The organism is Pseudomonas sp. Hz4 (genome assembly GCF_054898165.1).
The window spans coordinates 2,203,491-2,218,305 of the sequence record NZ_CM142719.1 but is presented as its reverse complement, the minus strand read 5'-3'; the positions used below and the strand labels follow the sequence as shown (position 1 = coordinate 2,218,305).

Sequence of the window (14,815 nt, the reverse complement as noted above, 5' to 3'; positions counted from 1 at the left end):
TCAGGCGCAGACTTCGCGGGGTTTGAAGGTCATCAGCGCGATTGCCAAGAGGATCGAGACCAGGATAAAACCGGCGGCCGCAAAACCTAGGCCACCCAGGCCAACGCTGTCGATCACTCGCCCGCCCACCATCGCGCCCAAGCCGATTCCCAAGTTGGCCCCGGCGATGTTCAGCGACGCAGCAAAGGCCGGCGCTTCGGGCGCCGCCTTCATCAAACGCACATGACTGACCAGGAACAACGCCGCCTGAGTCACGCCCCAGATTCCCATCGCCGCTGCCAGGCCCAGCGGCGAATGAATGTTCGGCACCAGCGCCACCATGCCGGCGATCATGAACGCGCAGAACATCATCGAGGCGATCAACGGATGACGATCCACCGCGCGGCCGCCCAGTGAGTTGCCGATCAACCCGACCGCGCCGAAGCCCATCAGGCACCAACCGACCACAGTGCCGTTGAAACCGGCCAAGCGCTCAAGAATGTCCGCCAGGTAGGTGTAAGCGGTGAACATGCCGCTGAACACCAGGATCGACAGCAGCACATGCCCCAACATCAGCGGACTGCGCAGGATCTTTAATTGCGAGCGGAAACTCACTTGCTGCTGATGCAGATTGGTTTTCGGCAGGTAGATAAACAGCAGCAACGCCTTGGCAAACGCGATCACCGCCAGAATGCCAAAGGCACTGCGCCAGCCAAATGCATCAGAGATCAGTGTGCCCACCGGGATGCCGAACACCGTGGCGCAGACAATGCCGAAACCGATCTTGGCGATGGCGCGGCCGGCATAGTCCGGGCCGACAATGCCCACCGCCGTCTCACTGGCCAGCGCCCAGAACACCGGCAAGCCCAGCGCCGGAATCAACCGGGCAATGGCCATTACCCAAATGTTCGGCGCAAACGCCGCGAGCGTGTTGGCCAGGCCAAACATGATCAGTACCGAGATGAACAACTTGCGGCGCTCGAACCGGGCGAAATACGCGGTCAGGAACGGCCCAAATGCGGCGACCGTGAAGGCGAACAAGGTCACCAGCAAACCCGCCTGGGGGACGCTGACGTCAAGGTCTCGAGCGATGGCCGGCAACAGGCCGACGATGATGAATTCCGTGGTCAGCACCGTGAAACCGGCAGCGGACAACAGAAGGATGGGCAACAACATGCAGAACTCCAGAAAACGACGACACCAGCGATAGCCCGAAGGCCCACTGGCATAACATGAAAATGAGGATGCGCAATCTTAACAGAGTGCTTCTGAACGTGGTTGCACGAACCTGCATATCGCGTTGAACCGGCTGGCGGCAGATCGTCACAGGTCTGAAGGATAAAGACGACGCTGTGATAAAGTCCGCGCCCTGCGATTCGTACACCCTGTTCATCAGCCGTTTGGTGGCCTCGATGTCGCGACACCCCGCACCTAATAAAATTAGAGATGTCGTTTTATGACTGTTTCATCCCCTTCGTTATTGCAACGCTTGAAACGCTTGAGCCTGGTTACGCAGATAGTCATCGGCCTGATCGCCGGGATTGCCTTGGCGCTGGTTGCGCCGGAAGTGGCGAAGTCCACTGCGTTTATCGGCAAAGTCTTCGTATCGGCACTGAAGGCGGTCGCGCCGATTCTGGTGTTCGTGCTGGTCATGGCGTCGATCGCCAACCATAAGCACGGCCAGGAAACCCACATCCGGCCGATTCTGTTTCTGTATCTGCTGGGGACTTTTGCGGCGGCGGTGGTGGCCGTTGTCGCCAGTACGTTGTTCCCGTCTAGCCTGGTATTGGCGACTCACGACGTTGCAGTCACCGCGCCGGGCGGTATCAGTGAAGTGCTGCAAAGTCTGCTGCTGAGCGTGGTCGACAACCCGGTCAGCGCGCTGATGAATGCCAACTTCATCGGCATTCTGGCGTGGGCGATCGGCATGGGCGTTGCGATTCGCCATGCCGGTGACACGACGCGCGAAGTGCTCGGTGATCTGTCCAATGGCGTGACCTTGATCGTGCGTTTGGTGATCCGCTTCGCCCCATTGGGGATCTTCGGCCTGGTAGCTTCGACCCTCGCCACATCCGGTTTCGGCGCCTTGATCGGCTACGTGCATCTGCTGGCGGTGCTGCTGGGCTGCATGCTGTTCGTTGCACTGGTGATGAACCCGGTGATCGTGTTCTGGAAACTGCGTCGCAACCCTTATCCGTTGGTGCTGATGTGCCTGCGGGAAAGTGGCATCACCGCGTTTTTCACCCGCAGTTCGGCGGCGAACATTCCGGTCAATCTGGCATTGAGCAAGCGCCTGGGCCTTCACGAAGACACTTATTCGGTGTCGATCCCATTGGGCGCGACCATCAACATGGCCGGCGCGGCGATCACCATTACCGTGCTGACCCTGGCAGCCGTGCATACGCTGGGCATCGCCGTCGACATTCCGACGGCCATCCTGCTGAGCGTCGTCGCAGCGATTTGTGCCTGTGGCGCTTCGGGTGTGGCTGGCGGCTCGTTGCTGTTGATTCCACTGGCGTGCAGCCTGTTTGGCATTCCAAGTGAAATCGCCATGCAAGTGGTGGCGGTCGGTTTCATCATCGGTGTGTTGCAGGACTCGGCGGAAACCGCGCTGAACTCCTCCACCGACGTATTGTTCACGGCGGCGGCGTGCCTGGGTGAAGAAGAAAAAGTCGAGCGTATGGCGTAAAACTCGCGCACAAAAAAGCCCGTCAGGGTTCACACCTTGGCGGGCTTTTTTGTACCTGGGCGGTTTAGAACGCGCCCATGTAATCGCGCTTGCCCACTTCCACACCGTTGTGACGCAGCAGTGCGTAGGTGGTGGTGACGTGGAAGAAGAATTGCGGCAGGCCGTAGCTCAGCAGGTAGGCCTGGCCGGTGAAGCGCTTCTCTTTCGGCGTGCCCTGACGGGTGATGATCTCGATGCCTTCCTTGCCGTCGATCTGTTCTGGTTTGATCTCGCCGATGAAGGCCAGCACCTTGGCGATCAGCGCTTGCAGCTCGGCAAAGGTGGTTTCGGTGTCGTCGTATTTCGGCAGTTCAACTTCGGCCAGACGCGCGGAAACGCCCTTGGCGAAATCAACGGCGATCTGCACCTGACGTACCAGCGGAAACATGTCCGGGTACAGACGGGCTTGCAAGAAAGCGTTTGGGTCGATGTTCTTGGCGGTGGCGTGGGCTTCGGCCTTGTTCAAAACGTCGCTCAGGGCGTTGAGCATTTGTTTGAAAACCGGGACGGAAGCGGCGTACAGGGAAATAGTCATGGCAGTCTCGTGTTGTGACAGGAGGGAAACGTGGGCCGATTATAGCCATCCCCGCCCCTCCTGCGGCTTGTCTTTTATCCTGCAAGGATTACGCTAGGCGGCTTCGACTGCATGCTTCGACTGCATAGGGAAAAGCGCGATGAGCACTGAGCAAGAAACGACCTTCGACGAGCCGCGACTCAACAGCACCGAAATCCGCATTCTGGGTTCGTTGATCGAAAAACAGGCCACCAGCCCGGAAACCTATCCACTGACCCTCAATGCGCTGATGATTGCCTGCAACCAGAAAACCAGCCGCGAGCCGGTGATGAACCTTACCCAGGGTCAGGTCGGCCAGAGTCTGCGCGCCCTCGAAGGACGCGGTTTTACCAAACTGGTGATGGGCAGTCGTGCCGATCGCTGGGAACATAAAGTCGACAAGGCGCTGGAACTGGTGCCGGCGCAGGTCATTCTTGCTGGGCTGCTGTTCCTGCGCGGCCCCCAAACGGTCAATGAACTGCTGACCCGCAGCGGCCGCATGCATGACTTCGAAGATGCCGAACAGGTCGTGCATCAACTGGAACGCTTGATTGCTCGAGGTCTGGCGCTGTTGATTCCGCGCCAGGCCGGTCAGCGTGAAGACCGCTACATGCACGCCTTGGGCGACCCGGCTGACATCGAAGTGATTCTGGCGGCACGGCAGAACCCGGTCGAACGTGGCACAGGTGGCGTATCGCTTGAGCGGATCGAAGAACTTGAGGCGCGGATTGCAGCGCTGGAAGAGCGTCTGGCCCGCCTCGAATAACCTGCGCTACTCGCCGTCCCAATAATCCACACCGTCAGCCGACCTGGCGACGGCGACGAAGCCCGAGGCATTGCCTTCGGCGTCGACCTTGAAGTCGTCCATCACCGCGTACTTGCCGGAATCCGGGTACTCGCAAATCTCGGGTGATTGCTGGGTGCTGACCGCCAGGTAGCGCAGCTCACCGCTGCTGGTGTTGATGATCTGGTGTGCGGTTTCAGGGCCGCCCGGCGGGCAGGCAATGACATCCCCGGCGCGAACGGGAAAGCGTTCGGCACCCAAGCGAATCTCCCCTTCCCCGGCCACGATGTAAAACATCTCTTCGTTGACCCGGTGACTGTGAAACGGGCTGCCACGCATCCCCGGCTCCAGCGCGTACAGGCGATAACCCAGCTTCTGCGCGCCGAGTTGCTGGCCAATGCGCGCCTGCCGCTGCTGATAGCGGTCGGCGGTGTCTCCTGTAGGGGCAAACGCTTCGGGCAGCGCCTCAAGTTCGGCTTGATCCAGATTAAGAATGGCGGGATGCATGAACAACCTCAGTCACGGTTTCGCTTGCTGGGCAGCAGGATAGCCAAGGCTAGTGCGGGCAAATTCCACGGCGTTGTGAAACTGCACATCGGTCGGCCGCACGCCGGTGTACAGCACGAACTGCTCCAACGCCTGGATCGCGATCACTTCCAGCCCGGTGATCACCCGCTTGCCTTCAGCACGACCGCGCACAATCAACGGTGTTTCCGAGGGGACTGCCACTACATCGAAGACAGTCTCGGCAGCAGCGATGGTGTCAGCATCGAACGCCAGCTGATCGACCTCGGGGCCGCCGGACATGCCAATCGGTGTGACGTTGATCAGCATCTGCGGCCGCTTCGAGCCCAGCTCCGCCTGCCATTGATAGCCCAGCGATTCGGCTAACGCACGTCCGGCACGCTCGTTCCGGGCAACGATCAGGCCATTCTTGTAGCCACCATCGCGCAAGGCACTGGCCACAGCCTTGGCCATGCCGCCGCTGCCGCGCAGGGCAAAGGTCGATTCGTTCGGCACCTGGTGGGTGTCAAGCAACTGGGCGATCGCGATGTAGTCGGTGTTGTAAGCCTTGAGATGGCCGTCAGTGTTGACGATGGTGTTGATCGATTGAATGGCCGCAGCGGAGGGGTCCAGTTCGTCGACCAGCGCAATGCACGCCTCCTTGAACGGCATCGACACGCCGCAACCACGAATCCCCAAGGCGCGAATGCCGCCAACGGCGCCTGGCAGATCCTGGCTGCTGAAGGCCTTGTAGTAAAAATTCAAGTCCAGTTGCTCATACAGATGATTGTGAAACCGCAGGCCAAAATTGCCGGGGCGCCCGGAAAGCGACATGCACAGCTGGGTGTCTCTGTTGGGGTTCATCTGCATGAATATCTCCTTCAATAGCACTTTCAGATGGACGGGATCAGCCATTCCATCGGGTCTGATCGATCATAACGGCGTGTCTGCGCGCGGCTTCACTGGACCGTAAAGAGGCTAGTACAGACCTTACACAAAATTTACCCCACGGCTGTGCTGATTTTCAAAAAAACGCTGTCTCAGAAGTATCCCCGCGACAATCCTTAGGTCTATTGCAGACGCAAGCGCTGGGTCGAAGAACCGAGGAATTATCATGATCCGTAAAATCCCCACAGTGGCCTTGCTGATCGGTGCTTTCGCTATCGCAGGGCAGGCAGAAGCTGGCGGCGGTCACGGTTGGCAAGGTCCGGCAGTGTTTGGCGCGATCATCGGCTCGGCCATCGTCGGTTCGGCCATCATCAACAGCAACCGCCCGGTCTATGTGCAGCAACCAGTTTACGCTCAGCCTCAGCCGGTTTACGTACAACAACCTCCACCGGTTTATTACCAGCCGGCCCCGGTCTACGTGCAACAACCGGTCTATTACGGCCCGCCACCGGTTTACTATGGTCCGCCACGTGGTTACTACGGTCCACCGCGTGGTTACTACGGCCACCCCCACGGTTATGACCGCTGGTAACAGAATCATAGGCCCCGCCTCAACAGCGGGGCCTTTTTTGTGACCGTCCGTCGGTAGAGGTCTGGATAAATCTCGCCAAGGTCGCTGTCGGGACAGTCTTTGCGGTTCAAGTTGGCAAGATTGACTTGCCACCCTTCCCCCTCTTTGGGGAAAACGGTCATATTTATGTCACGTCAGGTCCGCACTCTTGGATCTGTCCGTTAACAACAGGTTGATAAAAACAAGGACGACCTCATGCCCACGCAAAACCCGCATCGTATTGTCGGCTTGTGCACTTCCAGCAAGGTGTACAACACACTGACCGAACTCAAGCACCTGGAAGGCCATCGCAGCGCCAAGTTTCTTTCGCTGCTGGCAGAAAACCTGGTGCGAAAAGGCCTGCTCAACGAGCAGGAAGTGGTTCATATGCTGGATCTGGTGGTCGACTGAACCAACAACTCATTGGCGTCAATGACGACTATCGAAAGCGTTGATTGTCCGTTCAAGTGTCCGGTCCGTAAGGTAGCTCCACAGATTGATGGAGGTACATATGTCCCAGGTTCAGATCATGTCCGTTATCGGCAGCGCCGTTCCCGCACCGCTCAGAGAGCTAGGATTGCTCGCCTGTTGGTATCTGGTGCAGGACGGCGAACCGATCAGCGGCCCGCTCACCTCGCTGCCGGCCGCCCAGGCATTGTCGCAACGTATCGGCCAAGGTCAACTCAGCGCTTAAGGCAGCTGCACCCGCGGCTTGGTTTCAATGAAGATTGACCAGCTCGACATAAACAGCGCAGCGATCAGCGGCCCGATCACAAAGCCATTGAGACCGAAGACCGCCAGACCGCCAAGGGTCGAGATGAGGATCAGATAGTCCGGCATCTTTGTATCCTTGCCCACCAAGATCGGTCGCAGCACGTTATCCACCAGCCCGATCACAAAAATCCCGAACAGCCCCAGCACCACGCCCTGCCAGATCGCCCCGGCGAACAGGAAAAACGCCGCCACCGGTGCCCAGACGATCCCCGCCCCCACCGCTGGCAACAGGGATAGAAACGCCATCAATACCGCCCAAAGCAACGCGCTCGGAACGTCCAGAAACCAAAAAATCAAACCGCCCAACGCGCCTTGCGTGATTGCCACCAGCAGGTTGCCCTTCACTGTCGCCCGCACCACGCGATTGAACTTGAGTTGCAAGCGACGTTTCTGGTGCTCCTGCAGCGGCACAGCAGCACGAACTTTTCGCGCCAGTTCGGCGCCGTCCCGCAGAAAGAAGAACAGCAGGTACAGCATGATGAAAAACCCCATCACGAATTCGAACGTACCCTGACCAAAACTGAAGGCTTTGTTGGCGATGAACTCATTGCCCGTCACTGCACTCTTGATGATTTTCTCCCGAAACCCGTCCAGCTCGCCAACCCCGGCCCGATCGAGCACGTGCTGAAAGTACGGCGGCAGGCTGTGTTTGAAACGCGTCACATACCCGGCGATGTCCAGTTCGCCGCTTTCGATGCTCTTGTACAGCGCGGCCCCTTCTTGAACCAGCAAGATACTGAGGATGATCACCGGCAGGATCGCGATCACCACGCATATGCTCAGGGTGAGCAGCGACGTCAAGTTGCGCTCCCAACCGAACTTCAGTTGCAGTCGACGCTGCAGGGGCGCGAAGAGGATGCCGAGGATGACCGCCCAGAACACCGCACCGTAAAACGGAAGCAAAATCCAGATGAAAGCGGCGGTGACCAGTCCCAGTAAAATCACCAGTGATTTGTTTTGCAGTGTCTTTTCGTTCATGTCCGATCCATGTCAGTCCGCGGGGGCGCAGGCTCCAGTACTGAAGAGCCGTCCTGATGCTTAGTCCGCCACGGTTCGCGCGAGTGCCATCCGTTTGTTCATCAAGCATAGATCCAGATCAATGAATCTTTGGGGCAAGCCGCTTATTCTCGGCGGCTTTTGTGACCGACACTGCCATGACCCTGCTCCCCCCGGAACTGCTCGCCCCCGCGGGCACCCTTAAAAACATGCGTTATGCCTTCGCCTATGGCGCCGATGCGGTGTACGCCGGTCAGCCGCGTTACAGCCTGCGGGTGCGCAACAACGAATTCGATCACGCCAATCTCGCCCTCGGCATTCACGAGGCCCAAGCTCAGGGCAAGCGTTTTTATGTGGTAGTCAACATCGCCCCGCACAACGCCAAACTGAAAACCTTCCTCAAAGACCTGGCGCCGGTGATTGCCATGGCACCGGACGCGCTGATCATGTCCGACCCGGGTCTGATCATGCTGGTCCGTCGGCATTTCCCGCAGATGCCGATCCACTTGTCGGTGCAGGCCAACACGGTGAACTGGGCCAGTGTCGAGTTCTGGCAGCAACAAGGCTTGAGCCGGATCATCTTGTCGCGGGAACTGTCCCTGGAAGAAATCGCCGAAATCCGCGAGCAGGTCCCGGCGATGGAGCTGGAGGTTTTTGTCCACGGCGCCTTGTGCATGGCCTATTCCGGGCGCTGCCTGTTGTCGGGCTATATGAACAAACGCGACGCCAATCAGGGCAGCTGTACCAATGCCTGTCGCTGGAAGTATTCGGCGCAGCAGGCCACGGAAAATCAGCTGGGCGAGATCGTGCAGACCGTCCAGCCTGAACCGACCTTGGGCATCGGCGCCCCGACCGATCAAGTGTTCCTGTTGCAGGAAGCCAACCGGCCCGACGAACTGATGCCGGCCTTTGAAGACGAACACGGCACTTACATCATGAATGCCAAGGATCTGCGCGCGGTGCAGCACGTCGAGCGCCTGATGCAGATGGGCGTGCACTCATTGAAAATCGAGGGCCGGACCAAATCCCACTTTTATTGCGCGCGGACCACTCAGGTTTATCGCCGGGCGATCGACGACGCGGTGGCCGGTCGCGAGTTCGACCGCAGCCTGATGACGGATCTGGAATCCCTCGCTCAGCGCGGCTACACCGAAGGTTTTCTGCGGCGGCATGTGCATGACGAATACCAGAACTACCAGCACGGCAGTTCGGTGTCGGAGCGGCAGCAGTTTGTCGGCGAGCTGACCGGTGAGCGGCGTGACCGGATGGCGGAAATCAAGGTGAAGAATCGATTTGGCCTGGGCGATCACATGGAACTGATGACGCCCAAGGGCAACTTCCAGTTCGACTTGCATCAACTGCAAAACGTCAAAGGCGAACCGATAGAGGTGGCGCCTGGGGATGGGCACACGGTGTATCTGCCGATTCCGGAGACGGTGGATTTGGGGTTTGGGTTGTTGATGCGGGATGTGGGCACAGTTTAGATTCATGTGCAAAATTACTGGACCCGTTCAAGCCAGCTCCCACAAGGTCTGTGGCGATCACTATTCTCATCCTCAGTCTAAATCCTGCGCAAGACACAAGCGGGCTTGCCGGCGATGAACGATGACGCGGTTGAACTGCACGGCATAAAAACCCGGCGCGCTGGCCGGGTTCGGTTTATCGCCTGTCATCGGATAGCGGTGTTGGCTCATCTGCCGGAGGAACGTCCTCGGCCGCATCAGGGTCCATCCAGTCTTCAGGTCGATCTTCGTCAGTCCCAGCCGGGTCCCGTGAAGGGTCCATGCCGGGAGGCGCGTCATGATCCAGGGTTGGCTCGTCGGTGCCGGGCATGGGTTTGGCAGGGTCGGTATTGGGCGTTCCACCCTGGAACATCGAATCGTTAGCCATGACGCACCTCACTGATGAGGTCCAGCAAATCTGGGCCGTACTTGTTGGAAGCAGGGCCGCGGATGAGGTGCTATCGAGTAGACAAACGGCTGTCAGCGATCTGCCGAAAACCGGTCGCGACTGTTGGTCAGGTGCAGCCACATGGCCGCCCGCGCTGCATCCGGATCCTGGCGTTTGATGGCGTTGAGAATCGCCTCGTGCTCAAGGTTGGCCAGTTGCCCGAGTCTGCTCAAGTCCACTGCACCGCGCTCGGCGGCATTGACGCGGGTTCGCGGGATCATGGCGCTGCCCAGGTGCTGCATGATTTCGGTGAAGCACACGTTGCCGGTGGCTTCGGCGATCAGCAGATGGAAGCGCTTGTCGGCTTCGACGCAGCTGTCGTTGTTGGCCAGCAGGCTTTGGTAGTCGTCCAGCGCTTCGCGCATCTGCGCCAATTGATGATCCGTGCGACGGCTTGCAGCCAGTGCGGCGGCCTGGGTTTCCAGGCCAATGCGCAACTCCAGAATGCTGCGCACCCCCAGGGCAGTATCAACGTTCAACCGAAGCCCCTGCTCCGGTGCTCGTTCAATAACAAAGGTGCCAATACCGTGCCGGGTCTCCACCAACCCGGACGCCTGCAGCTTCGAGATCGCCTCGCGCACCACCGTGCGACTGACCCCATGCTCCTGAACAATCGTGTTCTCGGACGGCAGCTTGTCCCCGGGCAGCATTTGGCCGAGCAGGATGCTCTGGGTCAGTTTGGCGACCAGGTCATGGGCCAGGTTGTGGGGTCGCTTGCGCGCAGGCGCGTCGAGGTCTTCTTGCATGGCGATCATCCGAAAGCAGGGCTACCGGAATCGTAGCACTGCGCTGGACGGGAATCTCAGTAAAAACGCCAGTCACTTGTATGACGACATACAAAAATTACGGCATTACGGCCAACAAACAGGCGCCATAAAACCACAATAAGAAGAATAAACCTTTTATAAAGCGCTATTTTGTTGAACAACGACGCTTGCAGGAAGAAAAAATGTAGTTGTATGATGTCTATCAACATTGCCACACCCCGCATAACAATAATCAGTGGGAGATAACGCAGTGAATACATCCATATCCGGGATGAACGATGGCGCCGAATCGGTTCTGAAGTCCGCCATCTCGAAAGTGAAACGCCATGTCTTGCCGCTGTTCGTAATCATGTTCATCGTCAACTACATCGACCGCGTGAACATCGGCTTCGTCCGTGCCCACATGGAACATGACCTGGGCATCGGCGCCGCCGCCTACGGCCTCGGCGCCGGGCTGTTCTTCATCGGTTACGCGCTGTTTGAAGTCCCCTCCAACATCCTCCTGCAAAAAGTCGGCGCACGAATCTGGCTGACACGCATCATGCTGACCTGGGGCCTGGTTGCCGCTTGCATGGCGTTCATCCAGAACGAAACCCACTTCTACATTCTGCGATTCTTGCTGGGCGTGGCCGAAGCCGGCTTCTTCCCCGGAGTGATTTATTACTTCACCCGCTGGTTGCCTGGCGTGGAGCGCGGCAAGGCAATTGCCATCTTCCTCAGCGGCTCGGCCATCGCTTCGCTGATCTCGGGTCCGCTGTCCGGGCTGCTGCTTCAGATCAGCGGATTCGGCATGCACGGCTGGCAATGGATGTACTTCATTGAAGGGATGTTCTCAGTCGGGCTGTGCGTGTTCGTCTGGTTCTGGCTGGACTCCAAACCCCACGACGCGAAATGGCTGAGCCGTGAAGAACAGGACGCGCTGGTCAAGGCCATCGACGACGAACAACTGGCCCGCGAAGCCGCGACGCCGATTAAACCTTCCTTAAGCACACTGCTCAAGGATCGCCAGATCATCCTGTTCTGCCTGATCTACTTCTTCATCCAATTGACCATCTACGCCGCGACCTTCTGGCTGCCGAGCATCATCAAAAAGATGGGCGACCTGAGCGACATTCAGGTCGGGCTGTTCAACTCGATCCCGTGGTTGCTGTCGATCGTCGGCATGTACGCCTTCGCTTCGCTGTCGGCCAAATGGAAGCATCAACAAGCCTGGGTCGCCGCTGCCCTGCTGATCGCGGCGGCCGGGATGTTCATGTCCACCACCGGCGGGCCGATCTTCGCATTCGTTGCGATCTGCTTTGCTGCGTTGGGTTTCAAATCGGCGTCGTCGTTGTTCTGGCCGATTCCCCAGGCCTATCTGGATGCACGGATCGCTGCAGGTGTGATCGCACTGATCAACTCGGTGGGCAACCTCGGCGGCTTCGTCGCACCGACCACGTTCGGTCTGCTGGAAGAACGCACCGGCTCGATTCAGGGCGGGCTGTACGGCCTGGCTGCGACCTCGATCATTGCCGCGATCATCGTCTTCGCCGCACGCAATAAACCGAAAACCGCACCGGCTATTGCTCTGGGCAAACCAGCGCCCAACCACGGCTGAACACTCATTCAAGAGCACGGTGTTAAAGGACAAGAAAATGAACGCACAAGAAACCGCAAAAGCCCCAATCATCACCAGCATGCAGATTGTTCCGGTGGCCGGCCACGATGGTATGTTGCTCAATCTGAGCGGCGCACATGGGCCGTTTTTCACCCGCAACATCGTGATCCTCAAGGACAACGCCGGTCACACTGGGGTCGGCGAAGTACCGGGTGGCGAGCGCATTCGCCAGACCCTCGAAGACGCGCGCAGCCTGGTGGTCGGCAGCCCGATCGGCACTTATCAGAAGATCCTCAATCAGGTGCGCCAGACTTTCGCTGATCGCGATGCCGGCGGTCGCGGGCTACAGACGTTCGATTTGCGCATCACTATCCACGCCGTCACGGGCCTTGAAGCGGCGCTGCTTGATCTCTTGGGTCAGCACCTGGAAGTGCCGGTGGCCGCCCTGCTCGGGGAAGGTCAGCAGCGCGATGAAGTGAAGATGCTGGGTTATCTGTTTTATGTCGGTGATCGCAACGAAACCGATCTGGCCTACCGCAGCGAACCGGACGCCGACAACGATTGGTTCCGCGTGCGTCACGAAAAGGCCATGACCGCCGACGCCGTGGTCCGCCTGGCCGAAGCCGCTCACGCCCGATACGGGTTCAAGGACTTCAAACTCAAGGGTGGCGTGCTCAGTGGCGATGAAGAAATCGAAGCCGTCACCGCCCTGGCCGAACGCTTCCCCGACGCGCGCATCACCCTTGATCCGAATGGCGCGTGGTCACTCAAAGAAGCCATTCGCCTGTGCCGGGATCAGCATCAGGTGCTGGCTTACGCCGAAGACCCGTGCGGCGCGGAGAACGGTTATTCAGGCCGGGAAGTCATGGCTGAATTCCGTCGTGCCACGGGCCTGAAAACCGCCACCAACATGATCGCCACCGACTGGCGGGAAATGGGCCACGCGATCCAGTTGCAATCAGTGGACATTCCGCTGGCCGACCCGCACTTCTGGACGATGCAGGGCTCGGTCCGCGTGGCGCAGATGTGCCATGAATGGGGCCTGACCTGGGGCTCGCATTCCAACAACCACTTCGATATTTCCCTGGCTATGTTCACCCACGTCGCGGCGGCCGCACCGGGTGAAATCACCGCCATCGACACCCACTGGATCTGGCAGGACGGTCAGCGCCTGACCAAAGCGCCACTGCAAATCGTCGGCGGCTGCGTGCAGGTGCCGAAGAAACCCGGGCTGGGCGTCGAACTGGACATGGATCAGTTGGCCAAGGCCCATGAACTGTACAAAGGTATGGGATTGGGCGCACGGGATGACAGCGTGGCGATGCAGTTTCTGATGCCGGGATGGAAATTCGATAACAAGCGGCCGTGCCTTGTGCGCTAATTCAGCGGCGCGCCTGGCCTATTAACAATCAGCCCGGCCCGTCTATGGGCGGCCGGGTATAAAAACCGCTCGGAGCGTAGCGTTTAACACCCTAAAATGGCACGCAATCGAATCAATGACGGACAAAACCAACATGGATAGGCTGAAGACTCTCGCCGTTTGCGTGGCGGTGCTCGCCACCGGTCAATGCGTCGCACAGGATCAAATCGAGACGGTGGTAAATGCCGCGATACGACCGGTCATGCAAGCCCAGTCCGTTCCCGGAATAGCTGTGGCCATCACCGTCAACGGCCAATCGCATTACTTTAACTACGGCGTGGCCTCGAAGGAAGACGGCAAAGCCGTCACCAAAGACACCCTGTTCGAGATCGGTTCGGTGAGCAAAACCTTCACCGCTACCCTCGCCGCCTACGCTCAGGCCACCGGCAAACTGTCCCTGTCCGACAAGGCCAGCAGCGTTCTGCCGGAACTGCGTGGTAGCGCGTTCGATAACATCAGCGTACTGCAACTGGGCACCTACAGTGCTGGCGGCCTGCCGCTGCAATTCCCCGACGATGCCGATGCACCGGACAAGATGCTCGGCTATTTCAAACAGTGGAAACCGACTTATGCCGCCGGCACCCATCGGCAGTATTCGAACCCGAGCCTGGGGTTGTTCGGTTATCTGGCGGCCAAAAGCATGGGCCAGGCATTTGATGAGCTGATGGAAAAGTCCCTGCTGCCGGAACTCGGGCTGAAGCACACCTACCTCAAGGTGCCGCAGACTCAAATGGGGCTTTACGCTCAGGGTTACAACAAGGATGACAAGCCTGTGCGGGTTGGGCCGGGGGCACTGGAATCCGAGGCTTATGGCGTGAAAACCAGCGCCGCGGACCTGATTCGTTATGTTGAAGCGAACATGAAACCGGCCAGCCTTGAAGATCCGCTGCAGCGGGCAATTGCCATGACACATACCGGTTACTACAAGGTGGGCGAGATGACTCAGGGGTTGGGTTGGGAGTTCTACAACTACCCGGTCACCCTCGATACGTTGCTGGCGGGTAACTCGACGCAGATGGCGATGGAGGCTCACGAAGTTCAGTGGCTGACCCCGCCGCAACCTCAACCGAAAAGCGTGCTGATCAACAAAACCGGTTCAACAAGCGGCTTCGGTGCTTACGTGGCGTACGTTCCGTCGAAAGACATCGGCATCGTAATCCTGGCCAACAAAAACTACCCGATCCCTGAGCGAATCAAGATCGCACACAAAATATTGAGCGCACTACTCAAATAGAGTAGTCCTCTGGAGACAATCATTTGCCTGT

The 14,815-nt window shown here is 58.7% G+C and carries 16 protein-coding genes; 9 read left to right on the top strand and 7 right to left on the bottom strand.

The genetic code is table 11. The features are described 5' to 3' along the window. Positions 1-1,155 (bottom strand): MFS transporter, encoded by a 1,155-nt coding sequence (locus ACYZTR_RS09960; protein ID WP_461978453.1) that lies wholly within the window; start codon positions 1,153-1,155, stop codon positions 1-3. Positions 1,156-1,435: 280 nt separating this feature from the next. Here ACYZTR_RS09960 and sstT point away from each other — a divergent pair, with 280 nt between their 5' ends. Further along, positions 1,436-2,668 carry a serine/threonine transporter SstT gene (gene sstT / locus ACYZTR_RS09955; protein ID WP_461978451.1) on the top strand — a complete coding sequence of 411 codons (1,233 nt, stop codon included), beginning with the start codon at positions 1,436-1,438 and terminating at the stop codon, positions 2,666-2,668. Positions 2,669-2,732: 64 nt separating this feature from the next. Here the strand turns inward: sstT and ACYZTR_RS09950 are convergent, their stop codons facing one another. After that, positions 2,733-3,242 carry a DUF1993 domain-containing protein gene (locus ACYZTR_RS09950; RefSeq protein WP_008148402.1) on the bottom strand — a complete coding sequence of 170 codons (510 nt, stop codon included), beginning with the start codon at positions 3,240-3,242 and terminating at the stop codon, positions 2,733-2,735. 139 nt (positions 3,243-3,381) lie between these two features. Between ACYZTR_RS09950 and ACYZTR_RS09945 the strand changes: the two genes are divergently transcribed. After that, positions 3,382-4,026: a YceH family protein gene (locus ACYZTR_RS09945; RefSeq protein WP_461978448.1), complete on the top strand. Its 645-nt coding sequence runs from the start codon at positions 3,382-3,384 to the stop codon at positions 4,024-4,026. Between the two features lie 6 nt (positions 4,027-4,032). On the opposite strand, the gene ACYZTR_RS09940 is transcribed toward ACYZTR_RS09945, so the two are convergent. Further along, on the bottom strand, positions 4,033-4,551 hold the full coding sequence (locus ACYZTR_RS09940) for a cupin domain-containing protein (protein WP_461978447.1): 519 nt from the start codon (positions 4,549-4,551) through the stop codon (positions 4,033-4,035). Between the two features lie 12 nt (positions 4,552-4,563). Next, positions 4,564-5,418, bottom strand: coding sequence for a shikimate 5-dehydrogenase (locus ACYZTR_RS09935; protein ID WP_461978445.1), 855 nt, complete (start codon positions 5,416-5,418; stop codon positions 4,564-4,566). A 244-nt stretch (positions 5,419-5,662) separates the two neighbouring features. Here ACYZTR_RS09935 and ACYZTR_RS09930 point away from each other — a divergent pair, with 244 nt between their 5' ends. From ACYZTR_RS09930 to ACYZTR_RS09920, 3 genes are all read left to right on the top strand, one after another. Continuing rightward, positions 5,663-6,028, top strand: coding sequence for a hypothetical protein (locus ACYZTR_RS09930; RefSeq protein WP_461978443.1), 366 nt, complete (start codon positions 5,663-5,665; stop codon positions 6,026-6,028). 234 nt (positions 6,029-6,262) lie between these two features. After that, positions 6,263-6,457 carry a hypothetical protein gene (locus tag ACYZTR_RS09925; RefSeq protein ID WP_449644003.1) on the top strand — a complete coding sequence of 65 codons (195 nt, stop codon included), beginning with the start codon at positions 6,263-6,265 and terminating at the stop codon, positions 6,455-6,457. Between the two features lie 100 nt (positions 6,458-6,557). After that, a complete protein-coding gene (locus tag ACYZTR_RS09920; RefSeq protein ID WP_095128871.1) occupies positions 6,558-6,740 on the top strand; it encodes a hypothetical protein in 183 nt (60 codons plus the stop codon). Here ACYZTR_RS09920 and ACYZTR_RS09915 read toward each other — a convergent pair. Then, the gene (locus ACYZTR_RS09915) at positions 6,737-7,798 is read right to left on the bottom strand and encodes an AI-2E family transporter (protein ID WP_461978439.1); all 1,062 of its coding nucleotides are present in this window, start codon (positions 7,796-7,798) and stop codon (positions 6,737-6,739) included. The genes ACYZTR_RS09920 and ACYZTR_RS09915 overlap by 4 nt on opposite strands. Positions 7,799-7,974: 176 nt before the next feature. On the opposite strand from ACYZTR_RS09915, the gene trhP reads away from it, so the two are divergent. After that, a complete protein-coding gene (gene trhP / locus ACYZTR_RS09910) occupies positions 7,975-9,300 on the top strand; it encodes a prephenate-dependent tRNA uridine(34) hydroxylase TrhP (protein WP_461978437.1) in 1,326 nt (441 codons plus the stop codon). Positions 9,301-9,475: 175 nt separating this feature from the next. On the opposite strand, the gene ACYZTR_RS09905 is transcribed toward trhP, so the two are convergent. Both ACYZTR_RS09905 and ACYZTR_RS09900 read right to left on the bottom strand, forming a co-directional pair. Continuing rightward, positions 9,476-9,706 carry a hypothetical protein gene (locus tag ACYZTR_RS09905; protein ID WP_461978435.1) on the bottom strand — a complete coding sequence of 77 codons (231 nt, stop codon included), beginning with the start codon at positions 9,704-9,706 and terminating at the stop codon, positions 9,476-9,478. Positions 9,707-9,798: 92 nt separating this feature from the next. Beyond that, positions 9,799-10,512, bottom strand: a complete 714-nt coding sequence (locus ACYZTR_RS09900; protein WP_461978433.1) for a FadR/GntR family transcriptional regulator — start codon at positions 10,510-10,512, stop codon at positions 9,799-9,801. Positions 10,513-10,783: 271 nt separating this feature from the next. On the opposite strand from ACYZTR_RS09900, the gene ACYZTR_RS09895 reads away from it, so the two are divergent. From ACYZTR_RS09895 to ampC, 3 genes are all read left to right on the top strand, one after another. Continuing rightward, entirely contained in the window at positions 10,784-12,130 is a 1,347-nt protein-coding gene (locus tag ACYZTR_RS09895; RefSeq protein ID WP_461978431.1) for an MFS transporter, read from the top strand. Positions 12,131-12,167: 37 nt separating this feature from the next. After that, a complete protein-coding gene (gene gudD / locus ACYZTR_RS09890) occupies positions 12,168-13,511 on the top strand; it encodes a glucarate dehydratase (RefSeq protein ID WP_461978429.1) in 1,344 nt (447 codons plus the stop codon). 115 nt (positions 13,512-13,626) lie between these two features. Beyond that, positions 13,627-14,784, top strand: a complete 1,158-nt coding sequence (gene ampC / locus ACYZTR_RS09885; protein ID WP_461978427.1) for a class C beta-lactamase — start codon at positions 13,627-13,629, stop codon at positions 14,782-14,784. The last annotated feature ends 31 nt before the right edge of the window (positions 14,785-14,815 follow it).